The sequence below is a fragment of the Peptoniphilus asaccharolyticus DSM 20463 genome (assembly GCF_900176115.1).
Lineage (GTDB): Bacteria > Bacillota > Clostridia > Tissierellales > Peptoniphilaceae > Peptoniphilus > Peptoniphilus asaccharolyticus.
This window is the reverse complement of record NZ_FWWR01000009.1, coordinates 1,119,521-1,133,631: the sequence shown is the minus strand read 5'-3', so window position 1 is coordinate 1,133,631 and position 14,111 is coordinate 1,119,521. Positions and strand designations below refer to the sequence as shown.

Annotated in this window: 16 protein-coding genes; 11 read left to right on the top strand and 5 right to left on the bottom strand. The window is 32.4% G+C overall.

Translation table 11 applies throughout. The features are described from left to right. Positions 1–2 precede the first annotated feature (2 nt). The 11 genes from B8869_RS06475 to B8869_RS06425 all read left to right on the top strand — a co-directional run bounded on the left by B8869_RS06475 (position 3) and on the right by B8869_RS06425 (position 9,428). Positions 3–965 carry an ATP-binding protein gene (locus B8869_RS06475; RefSeq protein WP_084230828.1) on the top strand — a complete coding sequence of 321 codons (963 nt, stop codon included), beginning with the start codon at positions 3–5 and terminating at the stop codon, positions 963–965. A gap of 16 nt (positions 966–981) precedes the next feature. Then, positions 982–2,181 carry a pyridoxal phosphate-dependent aminotransferase gene (locus B8869_RS06470; RefSeq protein WP_084230827.1) on the top strand — a complete coding sequence of 400 codons (1,200 nt, stop codon included), beginning with the start codon at positions 982–984 and terminating at the stop codon, positions 2,179–2,181. Continuing rightward, positions 2,174–2,461, top strand: coding sequence for a hypothetical protein (locus B8869_RS06465; protein WP_084230826.1), 288 nt, complete (start codon positions 2,174–2,176; stop codon positions 2,459–2,461). The genes B8869_RS06470 and B8869_RS06465 overlap by 8 nt, the downstream gene beginning before the upstream one ends. Before the next feature lie 106 nt (positions 2,462–2,567). Beyond that, on the top strand, positions 2,568–3,233 hold the full coding sequence (locus tag B8869_RS06460) for a response regulator transcription factor (protein ID WP_084230825.1): 666 nt from the start codon (positions 2,568–2,570) through the stop codon (positions 3,231–3,233). Then, the gene (locus B8869_RS06455; protein WP_084230824.1) at positions 3,223–4,158 is read left to right on the top strand and encodes a sensor histidine kinase; all 936 of its coding nucleotides are present in this window, start codon (positions 3,223–3,225) and stop codon (positions 4,156–4,158) included. Before B8869_RS06460 ends, B8869_RS06455 begins: the two co-directional genes overlap by 11 nt. 43 nt (positions 4,159–4,201) lie before the next feature. After that, positions 4,202–5,128: a DMT family transporter gene (locus B8869_RS06450; RefSeq protein ID WP_084230823.1), complete on the top strand. Its 927-nt coding sequence runs from the start codon at positions 4,202–4,204 to the stop codon at positions 5,126–5,128. Positions 5,129–5,228: 100 nt separating this feature from the next. Further along, complete coding sequence (locus B8869_RS06445; protein ID WP_084230822.1) at positions 5,229–5,984, top strand: ABC transporter ATP-binding protein; 756 nt, start codon at positions 5,229–5,231, stop codon at positions 5,982–5,984. Continuing rightward, positions 5,981–7,879 carry an ABC transporter permease gene (locus tag B8869_RS06440; protein WP_084230821.1) on the top strand — a complete coding sequence of 633 codons (1,899 nt, stop codon included), beginning with the start codon at positions 5,981–5,983 and terminating at the stop codon, positions 7,877–7,879. Before B8869_RS06445 ends, B8869_RS06440 begins: the two co-directional genes overlap by 4 nt. A 118-nt stretch (positions 7,880–7,997) precedes the next feature. Beyond that, complete coding sequence (locus tag B8869_RS06435; RefSeq protein WP_084230820.1) at positions 7,998–8,108, top strand: helix-turn-helix transcriptional regulator; 111 nt, start codon at positions 7,998–8,000, stop codon at positions 8,106–8,108. A 98-nt stretch (positions 8,109–8,206) separates the two neighbouring features. Beyond that, a complete protein-coding gene (locus tag B8869_RS06430; protein ID WP_234989771.1) occupies positions 8,207–8,500 on the top strand; it encodes a hypothetical protein in 294 nt (97 codons plus the stop codon). 88 nt (positions 8,501–8,588) lie between these two features. After that, a complete protein-coding gene (locus B8869_RS06425; protein ID WP_084230819.1) occupies positions 8,589–9,428 on the top strand; it encodes an LD-carboxypeptidase in 840 nt (279 codons plus the stop codon). 308 nt (positions 9,429–9,736) lie between these two features. On the opposite strand, the gene B8869_RS06415 is transcribed toward B8869_RS06425, so the two are convergent. Genes B8869_RS06415 through B8869_RS06395 form a run of 5 tightly spaced genes read right to left on the bottom strand, consistent with a single transcriptional unit; the run spans position 9,737 to position 14,083 of the window. Continuing rightward, on the bottom strand, positions 9,737–10,660 hold the full coding sequence (locus tag B8869_RS06415; RefSeq protein WP_084230818.1) for a heterodisulfide reductase-related iron-sulfur binding cluster: 924 nt from the start codon (positions 10,658–10,660) through the stop codon (positions 9,737–9,739). Positions 10,661–10,663: 3 nt separating this feature from the next. Then, positions 10,664–11,311: a TIGR04283 family arsenosugar biosynthesis glycosyltransferase gene (locus B8869_RS06410; protein WP_234989770.1), complete on the bottom strand. Its 648-nt coding sequence runs from the start codon at positions 11,309–11,311 to the stop codon at positions 10,664–10,666. Beyond that, positions 11,283–11,957, bottom strand: a complete 675-nt coding sequence (locus tag B8869_RS06405) for a TVP38/TMEM64 family protein (protein ID WP_144017950.1) — start codon at positions 11,955–11,957, stop codon at positions 11,283–11,285. The genes B8869_RS06410 and B8869_RS06405 overlap by 29 nt, the downstream gene beginning before the upstream one ends. Next, positions 11,932–12,621 carry a TVP38/TMEM64 family protein gene (locus tag B8869_RS06400; protein WP_200805965.1) on the bottom strand — a complete coding sequence of 230 codons (690 nt, stop codon included), beginning with the start codon at positions 12,619–12,621 and terminating at the stop codon, positions 11,932–11,934. Before B8869_RS06400 ends, B8869_RS06405 begins: the two co-directional genes overlap by 26 nt. Continuing rightward, positions 12,608–14,083, bottom strand: coding sequence for a TIGR04282 family arsenosugar biosynthesis glycosyltransferase (locus B8869_RS06395; protein ID WP_084230814.1), 1,476 nt, complete (start codon positions 14,081–14,083; stop codon positions 12,608–12,610). Before B8869_RS06395 ends, B8869_RS06400 begins: the two co-directional genes overlap by 14 nt. Between the last annotated feature and the right edge of the window lie 28 nt (positions 14,084–14,111).

Genomic DNA, 14,111 nt, shown 5'->3' with positions numbered 1-14,111 from the left:
TAATGGATGTTTTCAAAAAAATAGAAATAGAATATCAACAAATCAGAGATAAGAATCAAAGGGAAAATGAAAGAAGAATAAAAAAAATATATAGAGAAATACCAGAGATTGAAGAAGTTGATAGATATATAACTCAAATCGGAATAAGAGGTTCTAGAGAACAGCTTTTAAATCCATCGAGCGAAAGTCTTATAAAATTGAATGAAGAAATTTATTCTTTAAAGCAAGAAAAAGAAAGACTATTGATGAAAAATGGGTATACAAGTGACTACTTAGAGATACAACATGACTGTACACTTTGTAATGATACAGGAAAGATTGAAGATGGAAGCAGATGCACTTGTTTTAAAAATAAGATCTCACAAGAATTATATTATGCAAGTAATATAAATTACGCTCTTACAAAAGAGAATTTTACAAATTTTGACATAAATGTATTTTCAGACAGACCATTTGAAGATGAACAATTGTCGCCAAGAGAAAATATAAATGAAATACTTAATGTGAGTAGGAGATTTATAGATACCTTCCATAAGGATAATGATTTTAATATGCTTTTTTATGGAAGTACGGGACAAGGAAAAACTTTTATGTTAAACTGTATAGCTAAAGAACTTTTAGATAAAAACGTGAATGTTATATATCAAACAGCTTTTAACATACTTGATATAGTCGAAAATAAGAGATTTAGACATTCGGAAATGGCACAGATGAAATATGATATGCTTTTCGATGCGGAGCTTCTTATAATCGATGATTTGGGAATAGAGATGATTAATTCATTCAGTACATCAGAGATTTTTAACATAGTTAATACTAGATTAATATCAGCTAAAAAAACTTTGATATCTACAAATTTATCTCCAAAAGAACTTTCTGGAACTTATACAGACAGAGTTTTCTCTAGAGTATTTCAAAAATTCGTACCTTTGAAATTTTATGGGGAAGATTTAAGATTAAGATGACAAGGAGAATGGGAAGATGAAACTATCACAAAGAGTAAATGAAGTGCCTTTTTCAGCAATAAGAAAGTTAACACCAGTGGCTGAAAAAGCTAAAAAAGAAGGAAAAAAAGTTTATCATTTAAATATAGGAGCACCAGATACAAAGACACCAAATGAATTTTTAGATGCAATAAGAGCTATTGAATTAGATACAATAGATTATGCTCCATCTAAGGGTTTAAAACCAATTAGAGAAGCTACTTGCAAATACTATTCACAAAAAGGTAAACACTATGATCCTGAAACTGAAGTAGTTATAACAACAGGAGCAAGTGAATCACTTAAATTTGCGGCAGAAATAGTTGCAGACTTAGGAGAGAATATACTTACAACAAATCCTTTCTACTCAAACTACTACACAATGTTTAGAGAAATAGGAATCCACCTAAATGTTTTCGATACATTAGTAGAAGAAGGATATAGAATTCCATCAAAAGAAGTTATTGAAAAGGGGATTGATGAAAAGACAAGAGGAATTCTTATCTCAAACCCATCAAATCCAACAGGTGCAGTTTACACAAGAGAAGAACTACAAGCTATAGTAGAAGTGGCTATAGAAAACGACCTATATATCATAGCTGATGAAGTTTATTCAGAATTTGTATTTGATGGAGCAGCTTTCTGTTCATTTACAGAAATAGAAGGAATAGACGACAGACTTATACTACTTGACTCAATATCTAAGAGATTTGGAGCTTGTGGGGCAAGAATAGGAGCTCTATTGTCTAAGAATAAAGAAGTAATGGATGCAGCAATTAGACTTGCAACATCAAGACTTGCAGTTTCTACAGTGGATCAAATAGGTGCAGCAGCTCTTTATGAAGTAAGTGAAGAATACTTTAAAGATGTAAATGCAGAATATAACAGAAGAAGACTTGCAATATATGAAGAACTTTTAAAAATTGATGGAGTTAAAGTTGCAAAACCTGAAGGAGCTTTTTATGTAATGCCTGAACTTCCAGTTAAAGATTCAGACCACTTTGCAAAATGGCTTTTAGAAGAATTTGATGACAATGGAGAAACTGTAATGGTTGCTCCAGCATTTGGATTCTATCAAGGAACCGACATTGGTAAAAAACAAGTTAGACTTGCATACGTAATAAATGAAAAAGACATCAGAAGAAGTATACAAATTATCAAAAAAGCACTAGACGTATATAAAGAAAAATATGAATAAATTTGTACAAGCTCTTTTGATACTCTTTGTAACAGCTTTTGTTGTGGTACATTATGCGGCTACTAAGATGAGTGTAGTACCACCAGTTATGCAAATAGCTCAAATAGTGCTACTTATTGCAGTGGTTGCGACTAGTTTTGCATTTACAATTAGTTACGACAGAGCACCGAAAGATAAAAAAGATAAAGATGCACCAAAAAATTTAACAAAGAATTTAATAATACTCTATGTATTGTTAGCAGTTCTATATGCATTGTTTAAACTTAGAGGATTAGTATAGGAAACGGACAGGGATGTCCGTTTTTTTGTGTAGAATTTTAGAGAGATTGAAAGCAAGAAGAGTATTATATATACTGAGTATATTAATAAATAATTGAGGATGAGCTATGAAGATATTATTAGTTGAAGATGATAAAAATATAAGAGAGATTTTAAAGAGAGAACTATCCAAGTGGGACTATGAAGTTGAAAACGAACTCGATTTTAAAGATGTAATGAGTACATTTAAAACATTTGAACCAGACTTTGTAATTATGGATTTAAAACTTCCATACTACAATGGCTACCACTGGACAAGAGAGATAAGAAATGTTTCGGAAGTTCCAATTCTATTTCTGTCATCAGCTGATGATAATTTGAATATGATAATGGCGATGGATTTGGGTGCAGATGACTACGTAACCAAACCTTTTGATATGGACTTGTTGCTTGCAAAGATAAAGACTATTTTAAGAAGAACAGGACAAAAGATGCAAGAAGAGACCATAAAGCATGAGTTATTTACTTTAAATTTGAGAACCATGGAAATAGAAAAAGAAAATATGCAAAAGAGTCTAACAAAAAATGAACTCAAGATATTGGAAACACTTCTGCTACAAAGACCGGGAATCGTGTCGAGAGAGGAACTTATGTTAAAACTTTGGAAGTCTGATGAGTATGTAGACGACAATACGCTAACTGTAAACATCAATAGGCTTAGAAAGAAACTATCAGAAATAGGAGCGACAGATGTTGTAAAAACAAAAATAGGAATAGGATATTATGTTGAGTAAGTATTTAAAAAAACATAGAGATATATACCTAACAGCTGTGTTAGTGATGGCATTGTTTGGAATAGTTTTTTATGCGTTTAATATAGGATTTGAAATCTATCTATACTCATGTTTGATAATTGTTGTTTTCTTGGTAATAGCATTAAAATTAAAGATGAACAAAACCAAGAAAAATGTAGAAAAGATTAGAGCTTATATGCGAAATATAAATTCGAATTTGGATATTGACGATGTGGAGATAGAAGAAGCTGTGTCGGAGATGAAACGTATAAATAGAGAATATCTTACGCAGATGTCTGAACTGGATAAGAACAATGAGGAATTTAAACGATTTATAACTACGTGGATGCACCAAATAAAGACTCCTATTGCTGCAATCAATCTCCAATTGGAAGGAGATATAGATAAATTTGAATTGAAGAACAATATATTTTCTGTTGAAGAATATTTAAACTTGCTCTTAAACTATTTAAGATATAATTCAAAGACAACGGATTATGTGTTTAAGAAAGTGAATTTAGACAAGCTTATTAGAGAGGTTATACGAAAGTATGCCCCACTATTTATAAAAAAGGGAATAAGAATAGAGTACCAACCAAGAGAACTTGAAATAGTAACAGATTATAAGTGGCTCATGTTTGCAATAGAGCAGATACTCTCAAATTCTCTTAAGTATACGTCAGAGGGCAAAGTTACCATAGAGATTAGAGACGGTAGCATATCTATAAAAGATACAGGCATAGGAATTGCACCGGAGGATATAAAAAGAGTTACAGAGTTGGGATACACAGGTTACAACGGGAGAATATATTCAAAATCTACAGGCATAGGTCTTTATTTGACCAATGAGATTTTAAAGAATTTGAATTTAGATTTAAAAATAGAATCTGAATCTGGAACGGAAGTCAGCATTTGTTTTAAGTAGAGATTAAAAATATTTTGTCTGATTAATTAAAAATAGGTGTTTTATGTCTAATAAAAAAATGTTAATAGGTGTTATAAGTGCGCTGATATGTGAAACTCTTTTTGGATTTAGCTATATATTTACAAAGAATACTGTACAAGTTGCGGGTGAATTTGAGCTATTGGGTTGGAGATTTTTTATTGCGTTTGTTATCATGCTTGCACTTATAGTGCTTGGTGTTATTAAAATCAATTTAAAAGGGAAAAATATAAAGCCATTGCTTTCTGTTGCGATATTCAGTCCATGTATTTATTTTATAGGTGAGACACTTGGAATAAGTAGAACTACAGCTTCTGAAAGCGGAGTATTTTTAGCTTGTATTCCAGTGGCATCGCTTATCGCTTCTACTCTGATTTTGGATAAGAAGCCATCAAAAATTCAAGTGATGGGCATTACTATAACTTTGATAGGTGTAATAATAACGGTGGCGGCAGTGGGGATATCTTCTAGTTTGTCAGTTGTAGGTTATGGATTTTTATTGTTGGCTGTATTTGCGTATGCACTATACAGTGTGTTTGTAGAAAAAGCTATAGATTATACAGAAATAGAAATAACTTTTGTAATGTTAGCGGTAGGAGCTATAGTTTTTGTTTTTATAGCTATTGTTCAAGCAATTATAAATGGTAGCCTAATTAATCTAATAGCTTTGCCGTTTAAAGAGAGTTCATTTGCTGTTGCAATATTATATCAGGGTATAGGTTGTTCTATAATGGCTTTCTTTTTATCAAATGTTGCGATAGCCAATATCGGAGTGAATAAAACAGCTTCATTTATAGGAGTTGCAACTGTAGTTTCTATAATTGCAGGAGCGCTGATTTTGCACGAGACATTTAATATATACCAAATTTTTGGAGCTGTGATGATTATAGCCGGGGTCTATATTGCAAATTCAAAAGTAAAATCAATAGACAAAGAATTACTTGGGGAATAAATTTCATCTTACAAAAATGTAAGGCTCTGGGAGAAAATGTAAGTCCGACATAAAGGTGCATTTTCTCTTTTTTTATATAATATATCTATGAGGTGAGAAAATGGCGTTTATAGAAGTTGCTAATTTAAAAAAGATATATAGTTCAAAATTTAGTTTAAAAACAGTTGAGGCTTTAAAATCAGTGAATTTTGAAGTTGAAAAGGGAGAGTTTGTTGCGATAATGGGAGAGTCTGGGAGTGGTAAATCTACTCTACTAAACATCCTAGCTCTTTTAGATAAGGCTACAGATGGTTCTGTGGTAATAGATGGTAGAGATATTTCAAAAATATCTGAGAGTGAATCTGCGAAGTACAGAAGAACTCATCTTGGTTTTGTTTTCCAAGATTATAACTTACTGGACACTTTGACTATAAAGGAAAATATTATGCTTCCATTGGTACTTTCTGAAGAGAAACCAACTCTTATGGAACATAAATTAAAAGAAGTTGTAAAAATTTTAGGAATTGAAGATTTAATTGAAAAGTATCCGTATGAAGTGTCAGGAGGTCAAGCGCAAAGAGCTGCCATAGCGAGAAGTCTTATAACATCTCCGAATTTAATTTTAGCAGATGAACCTACAGGAGCTTTGGATTCAAATGCATCAAATACTCTTCTTGAATATTTTGATGAGATAAATAGGTCAGGACAAACTATTTTAATGGTTACACACTCTGTAAAGGCTGCTTCTTATGCAAGCAGAGTGCTATTTATAAAAGATGGTGAGATTTTCCACCAACTATATAGAGCGAACAGACAGCCAATGGAAATGTACCAAGATATTATGAACACTCTTACAAACTTAGGAGGTAAAAATTGAATCTTTATAGAAAACTGAGTTTAGAAGGAATAAATAAAAATAAAAGCGTCTACATTCCATATATATTAGCATTCAGTTTTTTGGTAATGAGTTTTTCAAGTTTGATATCTTTGGCAACTATGACAGGTTTGGAAAAAGAATATGGAATGCAAACCATTCAGTACTTATTAGAAATGGGTACATTTGTATTATTCGTCTTTACAGTACAGTTCCTATACTACTGTGATGGATTCTTGATGGAAAAGAGAAGTGAAGAATATGGTCTGTATGGTGTGCTTGGACTTGATAAAAAACAAATTTTAAAAATAGTTTGCTTGGATTCGCTAATAGTATATGCTGTAGGACTTTTGGCAGGAATTTTTGCATCGGTATTGTTCTATAAATTAGAGGAACAGTTGCTTTTAAAAACTATTAAGGTGAGCATTGAAACAGGATTCTTACCAACAGCATTTCCTATATTAGTAACCATAGCAGTGTTTACTTGTATAGAATTACTTATATTATTGGGAAGAGCATATAAGATTAAAAAGCTTGGAAACTTAGAGTTGATAAAAGCTAAGAGAATGCATAAAAAATCTTCTATCAAGATAGGAATAAGTGCTTTGATTAGTGTTGGACTTATAGGAACAGGTTATTATTTAGCTCTTAATACTAAGAATCCATTACAATCGTTACAGATATTTTTCATTGCCACACTTCTTGTAGTGCTTGGAACTTTCGTTGGCTTTGGTGCAATTACTGAAGTTGTCATAGGGGCTTTGAAGAAGAATAAGAAGTTTTATTATAGACCACAAAATTTCACGTCTATTTCCGGAATAGTTCATAGAATTAGACAGAATGCAAATGGACTTGCAAGTATAACCATAATGAGTTGTGCGGCGATAGTGCTGTTAGGTTCTGCATTTTCCATCTACTGGTCAGGAGATAAAATATTAAAGGGAATTTTCCCGAGAGATATAATATATTCAGTTAGCCACAAAGATTATTCTCAACAAGAAGTAAAAGAGATTAAAGAGCAAATTGAGAGAGGACTTGAAAAGGGAAGTTATAAAAAGCAAGATTATCAAAAAATAGAATATAAGATGAAGATGACAGAGATTAAAGGTGAAGACATTCTATTTGTAGATAGCTTTAACAGTGCAACTACAGCACTTTTAGTAGTTGAATCTGAAAATAAAAATTTAAAGCCGGATGAAGTTGTAGCTTACTCTAAAAAAGATACACCTGATACTTTAAATATAAGTGGGAAAAAATACAAGGTTGTAGAAAAGAAGAAACAGTATGAAAATGAAAAAGCTTTAAGCAATATGACCATACTTGGCGGATTGGTTTTAGAAGTCGGAGATTTAGACAGTTTTGACTTAGGAGATGCTAAACTTGTAGAGTTTGAAATGTTTAATGTGGATGGAGATCCAAGTTTAGCTATAAAAGATATTAAGAGTAGTTTAAGCCATGATATACAAATCACAGGCTATACCGATGCGAAGGCAGAATTTATGACAATATTTGGAGCGCTTATGTTTGTTGGAACCTTCTTAGGATTTGTGTTTATAGTTGGAACAGCGTTGATAATTTACTACAAACAACTTCAAGAAGGATATGAGTCAAAAGAAAACTTCAACATTATGAGAAGAGTCGGTATGACTGAAAATGAAATAAAGAAATCTATCAAATCTCAAGTTTGGATGGTGTTCCTATTGCCACCGGCTGTGGCATTGGTGCACATGATAGTTGCCTTCTTCCTTATAAATGATTTGTTCTTGATAATTGGAATGACTAACACAATGGATAAAGCCACATCATTTGGAATAGTTTTTGTTATGTATTTAATAATCTACTTTACAGTTTATAAAATTACTTCAAAGGCATACTACAAAATAATTTCAGAAAAATAAATAATCAGATAGAAATTTAGAGATACTTGAAAGAGTATCTCTTTTTATTTGACAAAGATAGTTTTCAAAAGCATAATAATGACAAAGATAGTTGTCATTTATAGAGTAGGAGAACAAAATGCCTTTATTAAACAAATTAAAAGAACTTCGTTCAGAAAAAGGTTTGAACCAGCAAGAGTTGGGTTCATTGGTAGGAGTTAGTAGGCAAACTATAAGCGTTTATATTTAGTAAATACAACAGAAGAGAAGAGTTTAGAATACAAACACCACATGAGAGGTTAGAGGGAGATTTTTTAGATTAAGTCAAATTTTAAACACATTGCTATTTTGGTACTAATTAAAATTCTGGCAGTTGCATATATAGTTACCATAGCTACAATCTTCACAATACATGGAGTTCCATTCTCAGATGTGGTTTCAACTCACACTGCAAATGTAGATTTCTTATCTCTATGCACACCAATTCTTGCTTATGCGGGAATTTACACAGGCAAGGATATAGATCAACTAAAGAAAACAGGGCCTAAGATAATTGTACTTGCAATATTTGTTATGCTTGGAACATACTTGGGTTCAGCAATAATAGCTCAATTGATTTTAAAACTATTGGGACAAATTTAAAAAATTAATCAAAACTTCCATGCTCTAGGGCGGGAAGTTTTTTTATTACAGAGATGAGTTTTGGTTATAATGTATAGAGAGGTAAAATATGAGTAGAAAAAATAAGGTAGCAATAGTCTCTTGTTCTAACGCTCAAAAAGTCGGGAGTGAAGAGTGTACTCAACTAAAAGAGATATTTGAAGGCTTTGGGATGGAGGCTATTTTCAGTAAATATATTTTTGAAAGATACAGCGTGTATGGTGGCAGTGCTGAAGAAAAGGCAGCAGAGTTAAATGAATTTTTTGGAGATGAAAATATAAAATCTATATTTGACATATCCGGGGGAGATATTGCGAATGAAGTCTTGCCGTATTTGGATTTTGAATTGGTATCAAAGAGCAAAGCAGAATTTTTTGGGCATTCAGATTTGTCCACTGTCATAAATGCAATCTATACTAAGTCTCATAAGTCATCAAGCTTATACCAAGTTAGAAACCTATTATATTATCCGCATAAGATAAGTGATTTTAAGGATAGTATTGTAGAAGATGGATATGATTTATATAATTTTAAATATGAATTTATCCAAGGTGGCAGGCTTGAGGGTGTAGTGGTTGGAGGAAATTTGAGATGTTTTCTAAAACTTGCGGGAACAGAATATTTCCCGGACACCAAGGGAAAGATATTGCTTATAGAATCATTTAGTGGTGGAGTTTCCAAGATTGCGACTTGTCTTGCTCAATTGAGTCAATTGGGAGTTTTTAAAAATATAAATGGAATCATACTTGGAACTTTTACCGAGATGGAGAAAAAAGATTATAGACCAAGTGTAATGGAAATACTTTCAAAATACGTGGGTTCGGATATGCCGATTTGTAAGACTATGGAAATAGGCCACGGTGATTCAAAGGCAATAAAAATTGGAGAGAAAATAATTTTAGGAGAATAGCATGAGAGATTTAAAAGATAGATGCAAGGTTGCGGTGGTTCAAGCTGCGCCTGTTATGTTTGACAAAAAAGCTTCCGTAGATTGTCTGCAGAGGTGGAAGTTGTGTAATAGATCCTTATGGTCATGAAATTAGCGAGAAAATTTGGGATAGAGAAGGAATAATCTATGTAGATTTAGATATGCAAAAAGTTCCTGAGAGCAGAATGGAATTTGACGCATGTGGACACTATTCAAGACCTGATGTATTAGAATTAAAAGTGAATGAATAAAAAAAGAACTCTCTCGTAGCTGAGAGAGTTTTTGTCTATCTATTTTCTATTTTTAAATTTAAATGCAAGGGTATTTCTCACTGACTTTGAAGATGGTTTTTCGTTTACGTCTAAAATTTCAGAGAGAATATTTTTTAAATTCTCAAGTCCATATTTGTGAAATGCATAAGAGCAAGAGGAGCAGTAGGTATAGATATTTTCCCTGTGCTGATTTAAGATTTGGTTTTTGATTTGTTTACCAACATCTGGATTTTTAGAGAGCACTCCGCCACCCAAACCACAACAGTTTATATCTTTAAATGTTTCGTATGAGGACAAGTATGGTTCTATATCTTTAAAGATTTCTCTTTTAAATTTATCAGAGCAAGGGAAAAATACATTGGCATTTTCTTTGACGGGGTGTCCGATGTTTTCAGATGATAAGAATTCGTAGATGCTGACTACTTCAATGGATAGTTTATGTTTGAGAGTGTGGTAGCAGTTTGGGCACACGCACACCAGTTTTTCAGTTTCCTTTGCACTTAGAAGATCTTCTAAAGAAGTAGAAGGCTCTATTCCATTTTCATAGAGAGGTTTTCTACAACACTCTACAGAGAAATCCATTCCCTTTTCAGAAAATATTGAAATCAATTTTTCACAGGTCTTAGGATAGTATTTAGGATAGTTACAACCTAAGAACAAAAGGGTTTTGCTTTTTTTAAGAGAGTTGTTGTTAAATAGGTAAGGGTCTTTTAAAATACGCAACACTTTATTTGGAGATTTAGATTTGAATTCTTTTGTAATTTCAGCTCCGGATAAGTCTTTTGGACAATAATGTTTACAAGAGTCGCACATAAAGCACTTGTCTTTTAAATCTTCTCTAAAAGTAAATTCTTTTAAATTGATTTCATATTCAGTTAAAAAACTACAGTGTTTAGTGCATAGGTTACACTCTATGCATTCTTTTCTAGTTTTTTCTATCATGGTCTAATATCTCCTGTAAATTTTATCTATATCCTCTGATTTTCTATATTGATGTTGGAGTAGTTGCATTTTAAATATTGTCTTCCAGATTCCGTTTTCTTCAAATCTCCTTGCTGATGTTATGATTGGCAAGTCGGAGAGATAAAATTTTTCTCCTGAGTTTTTTAAATCTATTGAGAGTTGGTAGTCTTCCATTATGGGAATGGGAGCAAAGCCACCAATTTTTTCAAACAGCTCTCTCTTTATAAAAATCCCTTGGTCTCCAAAGGCTATATTTCTAAATTTAACTCTTAGAGAACTGTTAAAGGCCACCATTTTCAATTGCCACTTTGGAGAGTCGAAGGCAAGTTTGAAACAACCAATATTTGATTTGGAATTTTTTATTTCAAGAATAGAGTTTTTATGTATGATTGAATCTGCGTGCAAAAACCAAAGATAGTCGCCTTTAGCATACTTTGCTGCAGAGTTCATTTGATTGCTTCTGAATTTAGTCTCTTGTATCTTAGGAAAATATATTTTTTCATAAGTGCCATCAGTGCTAAAACCGTCGGAAAAGATGACTTCAAAATCTCCTTTAAGATTCTCAAATTGTTTTTGAAAAGATTCAATTTTAACTATTTCATTATATGTTGGAATTATTATCGAAATCATCATTACCTCGGTTGATATATAGTTTGGCAAATATTGTAGACACTACTATCAGTGCCAAGAGCAAAACTATTGAGACTATAAATTCACTGCTCTTCACATCTAAAGATTTATCTCCGGTGTTTAAGAATACCAACATACCCGGAACTATGCCAAGCATTGTAGTAACGATGTAGTTGGAATATTTTATCTTTGTAAAGCCGGCTACATAATTTATTAGATTATAGGACACCAATGGAACTAATCTCAATATAAAAAATAAATAGAAGAGAGATTTTTGGTCGGAGTGCATAAGACGTTTTTTTAGATTAGGCTGCATTTTAGAAAGTAAGTTTTCAAAGAAATCTTGGCCTAAAAATCTTCCTAAATAGAACATAAGAGTGCTGTTTAGCAAGCATCCCACCATAGTGTATACAAACCCTCTCCAGATGCCAAATAAGATACCTGCCACCAGTACGAAGATTGGAACAGGGAAGAAGAAAACAGGGAGAATAGTATAGAGCAGAATATACATTAGCGGTGCCCAATTTCCAAAACTATTCACCCAGTTTCTCATGTATTCAAAAGATGCCATTCGCATAAAGAGTATGGAACATACCAATATGGATATGGCAATTAAAATTTTAGTTAGATTTTTTGTGTTTTTCATTATACATATTTTTTGCAATGAATATAGCTATACTAAAGGCAAACAACACCAAAAGTCCAATCATCATTGCTTTAGCTCCTCCAGTTAAAGTTCCGCCAACGTATGAATAAACTATTGTGGCTGGGAGTTGACCAAGTCCTGTTGCTATAAAAAACGGCCAGAATTTCATAGATGTAAGACCGGCTGCGTAGCTCACTATATCAAAAGACACAAAAGGTAGTAGTCTAGCAATTAAAATTACATATTTGTCATAACGTGCAAAGAAGTCGTCCACAGACTTAAGTGCTGTCTTGGTTGTAATTTTTTCAACCACATCTCTACCTAAGATCTTAGCTATATAAAAACATAGAGCAGCACCAACCATGGCAGAACTCCAAGACAACATAGCACCTTTAACCCAGCCAAATATAGCAGCATTTGAAAGGGTTATAAGAAAAGCGGGGATTGGACTTATTATAGATTGCAAAATCATTAGCATAAAAGAAACCAAGGCAGCATATTTGCCGTAGCCTCTAATATATTCTATAACACCGTCAACACCCATAGATGATAGTACCTTTATAGCATTGTTTATTCCGTAGTTTACAGAAGGCACAAAGGCATATATTGATGCCAGAAGTATAAGTATTGCAGCTAAGAATATTTTAGATTTATATTTTTTCATTATTGACCTCATAAAATCTTTTAAAGAGCATTTCTAAATACGGTTCACTTAAGAATAAATTTATTTTTTCATAAGTATCTTTGTTTGAAAGGGCTCTTTCGTTTTCGTATTCAACTTTCGCCATACTACACCAAGTTACGCCTCTTAGACAATTAAAAGCAAAATATTTTTTTAGTTTTTGCCTGTCTATAGGACGATATTTTTCGTATGCAGAGATAAAATTATTTATTTCATCTTCCGATAGAATTTTATTTGTTTTCCAATTGGTAGTTGTAGGGACTAAAAAATGTGCTATATCTTGTTCAGCTTCACCAATAATAGGTTTTTCCCAATCAATCACATATGAATTAGCTCCGTTGATTATGAAATTCCTATTGTTTAGTTCTGTGTTTATCACACATGGATTTGAAATTTCAGACTCAACCCCAAGGCTTTTTACAAAATCAAAGAAACTGTCTATATACTGACCAACTGATGGATTGTAAATTTCTGAATTCTTATATACAGAATACATTTGAGAACATTCTTCAAACATAGCTTTAAAAGGTTTATCTACACAGATTAAGTTGGAATTTGAAACTTTGAAGTTGTGGATTGTTGAAAGCAAATAAGCAGCTATATCCATATCAGTTTCGTAATCCAAAGCCATTCCCGGTAGATAGTCCATGACAAGAAAGTCTTTTTGAATATATTTTGAATCTTTTTTTAAATAATGTACTCGAGGTGTTACGCCTGATGGTTCGAGTAGTTTAAGAGCTTGATATTCATAAGAAAGTTGTTCGCTACCTAAGTTGAGTTGGCTTCCTAAATTTATTCTACATACAAAGTTCTGATTGAATTTGTAGTTCAAATTATATTCGCCGTTGCCAAGTAGTTCAACATCATCGGTTTGAAGTTCTTCTCGTATCAAGTCTATAGTTTCGTCGATATCTCTCACTTCATCAAGCCTCATAACAGATATATTAATTGAATTTGCCTTTTTTAATGTATTTTCAAGTACGTCAGATCGGCTGTATTCTATTTCAGAAAATAAGTCTATTGGTTTCTTAAATCCTATTAGACCATAGCCACCATCTTTTGCAGGGGATATAACACAGTCTGAATGTGCAAGTCCATTAAAAGCATCTTCAATTAGAGTAGTGGTTATTCCTCTAAGGTCAGAGCCCAACAGAATAACTTCGTCATTTTGTGTTAGTTCATCTTTTATAGCATTAAACATTTTATCCCCCAATGATTTGCCACGTTGAGGGATTTTTTCATAGTCTATAAAATTTAGATTTTCAATTGCTCCCGAATAATATATGACAAAATCATAACCAGATTGTTTAAGCACTTTCAAGTTGTCCTCTATTAAAAATTTAGATAGTTTGTATCTTTCCTCGGCAGAAAGAAAATTTTTTAATCTGGATTTGCCATAGTTAAGAGCAGGAGCTTTTGTAAAAAATATAATTTTTCTCTTCATAGTATAGAATTTAGAGCTTGTCTATATA

Excerpts from the sequence above, each read along its gene's own strand:
- B8869_RS06475 (WP_084230828.1), top strand. The coding sequence starts at position 3 with ATGGATGTTTTCAAAAAAATAGAAATAGAATATCAACAAATCAGAGAT.
- B8869_RS06470 (WP_084230827.1), top strand. The coding sequence starts at position 982 with ATGAAACTATCACAAAGAGTAAATGAAGTGCCTTTTTCAGCAATAAGA.
- B8869_RS06465 (WP_084230826.1), top strand. The coding sequence starts at position 2,174 with ATGAATAAATTTGTACAAGCTCTTTTGATACTCTTTGTAACAGCTTTT.
- B8869_RS06460 (WP_084230825.1), top strand. The coding sequence starts at position 2,568 with ATGAAGATATTATTAGTTGAAGATGATAAAAATATAAGAGAGATTTTA.
- B8869_RS06455 (WP_084230824.1), top strand. The coding sequence starts at position 3,223 with ATGTTGAGTAAGTATTTAAAAAAACATAGAGATATATACCTAACAGCT.
- B8869_RS06450 (WP_084230823.1), top strand. The coding sequence starts at position 4,202 with ATGTCTAATAAAAAAATGTTAATAGGTGTTATAAGTGCGCTGATATGT.
- B8869_RS06445 (WP_084230822.1), top strand. The coding sequence starts at position 5,229 with ATGGCGTTTATAGAAGTTGCTAATTTAAAAAAGATATATAGTTCAAAA.
- B8869_RS06435 (WP_084230820.1), top strand. The coding sequence starts at position 7,998 with ATGCCTTTATTAAACAAATTAAAAGAACTTCGTTCAGAAAAAGGTTTG.
- B8869_RS06425 (WP_084230819.1), top strand. The coding sequence starts at position 8,589 with ATGAGTAGAAAAAATAAGGTAGCAATAGTCTCTTGTTCTAACGCTCAA.
- B8869_RS06415 (WP_084230818.1), bottom strand. The coding sequence starts at position 10,660 with ATGATAGAAAAAACTAGAAAAGAATGCATAGAGTGTAACCTATGCACT.
- B8869_RS06410 (WP_234989770.1), bottom strand. The coding sequence starts at position 11,311 with ATGATTTCGATAATAATTCCAACATATAATGAAATAGTTAAAATTGAA.
- B8869_RS06405 (WP_144017950.1), bottom strand. The coding sequence starts at position 11,957 with ATGAAAAACACAAAAAATCTAACTAAAATTTTAATTGCCATATCCATA.
- B8869_RS06400 (WP_200805965.1), bottom strand. The coding sequence starts at position 12,621 with ATGAAAAAATATAAATCTAAAATATTCTTAGCTGCAATACTTATACTT.
- B8869_RS06395 (WP_084230814.1), bottom strand. The coding sequence starts at position 14,083 with ATGAAGAGAAAAATTATATTTTTTACAAAAGCTCCTGCTCTTAACTAT.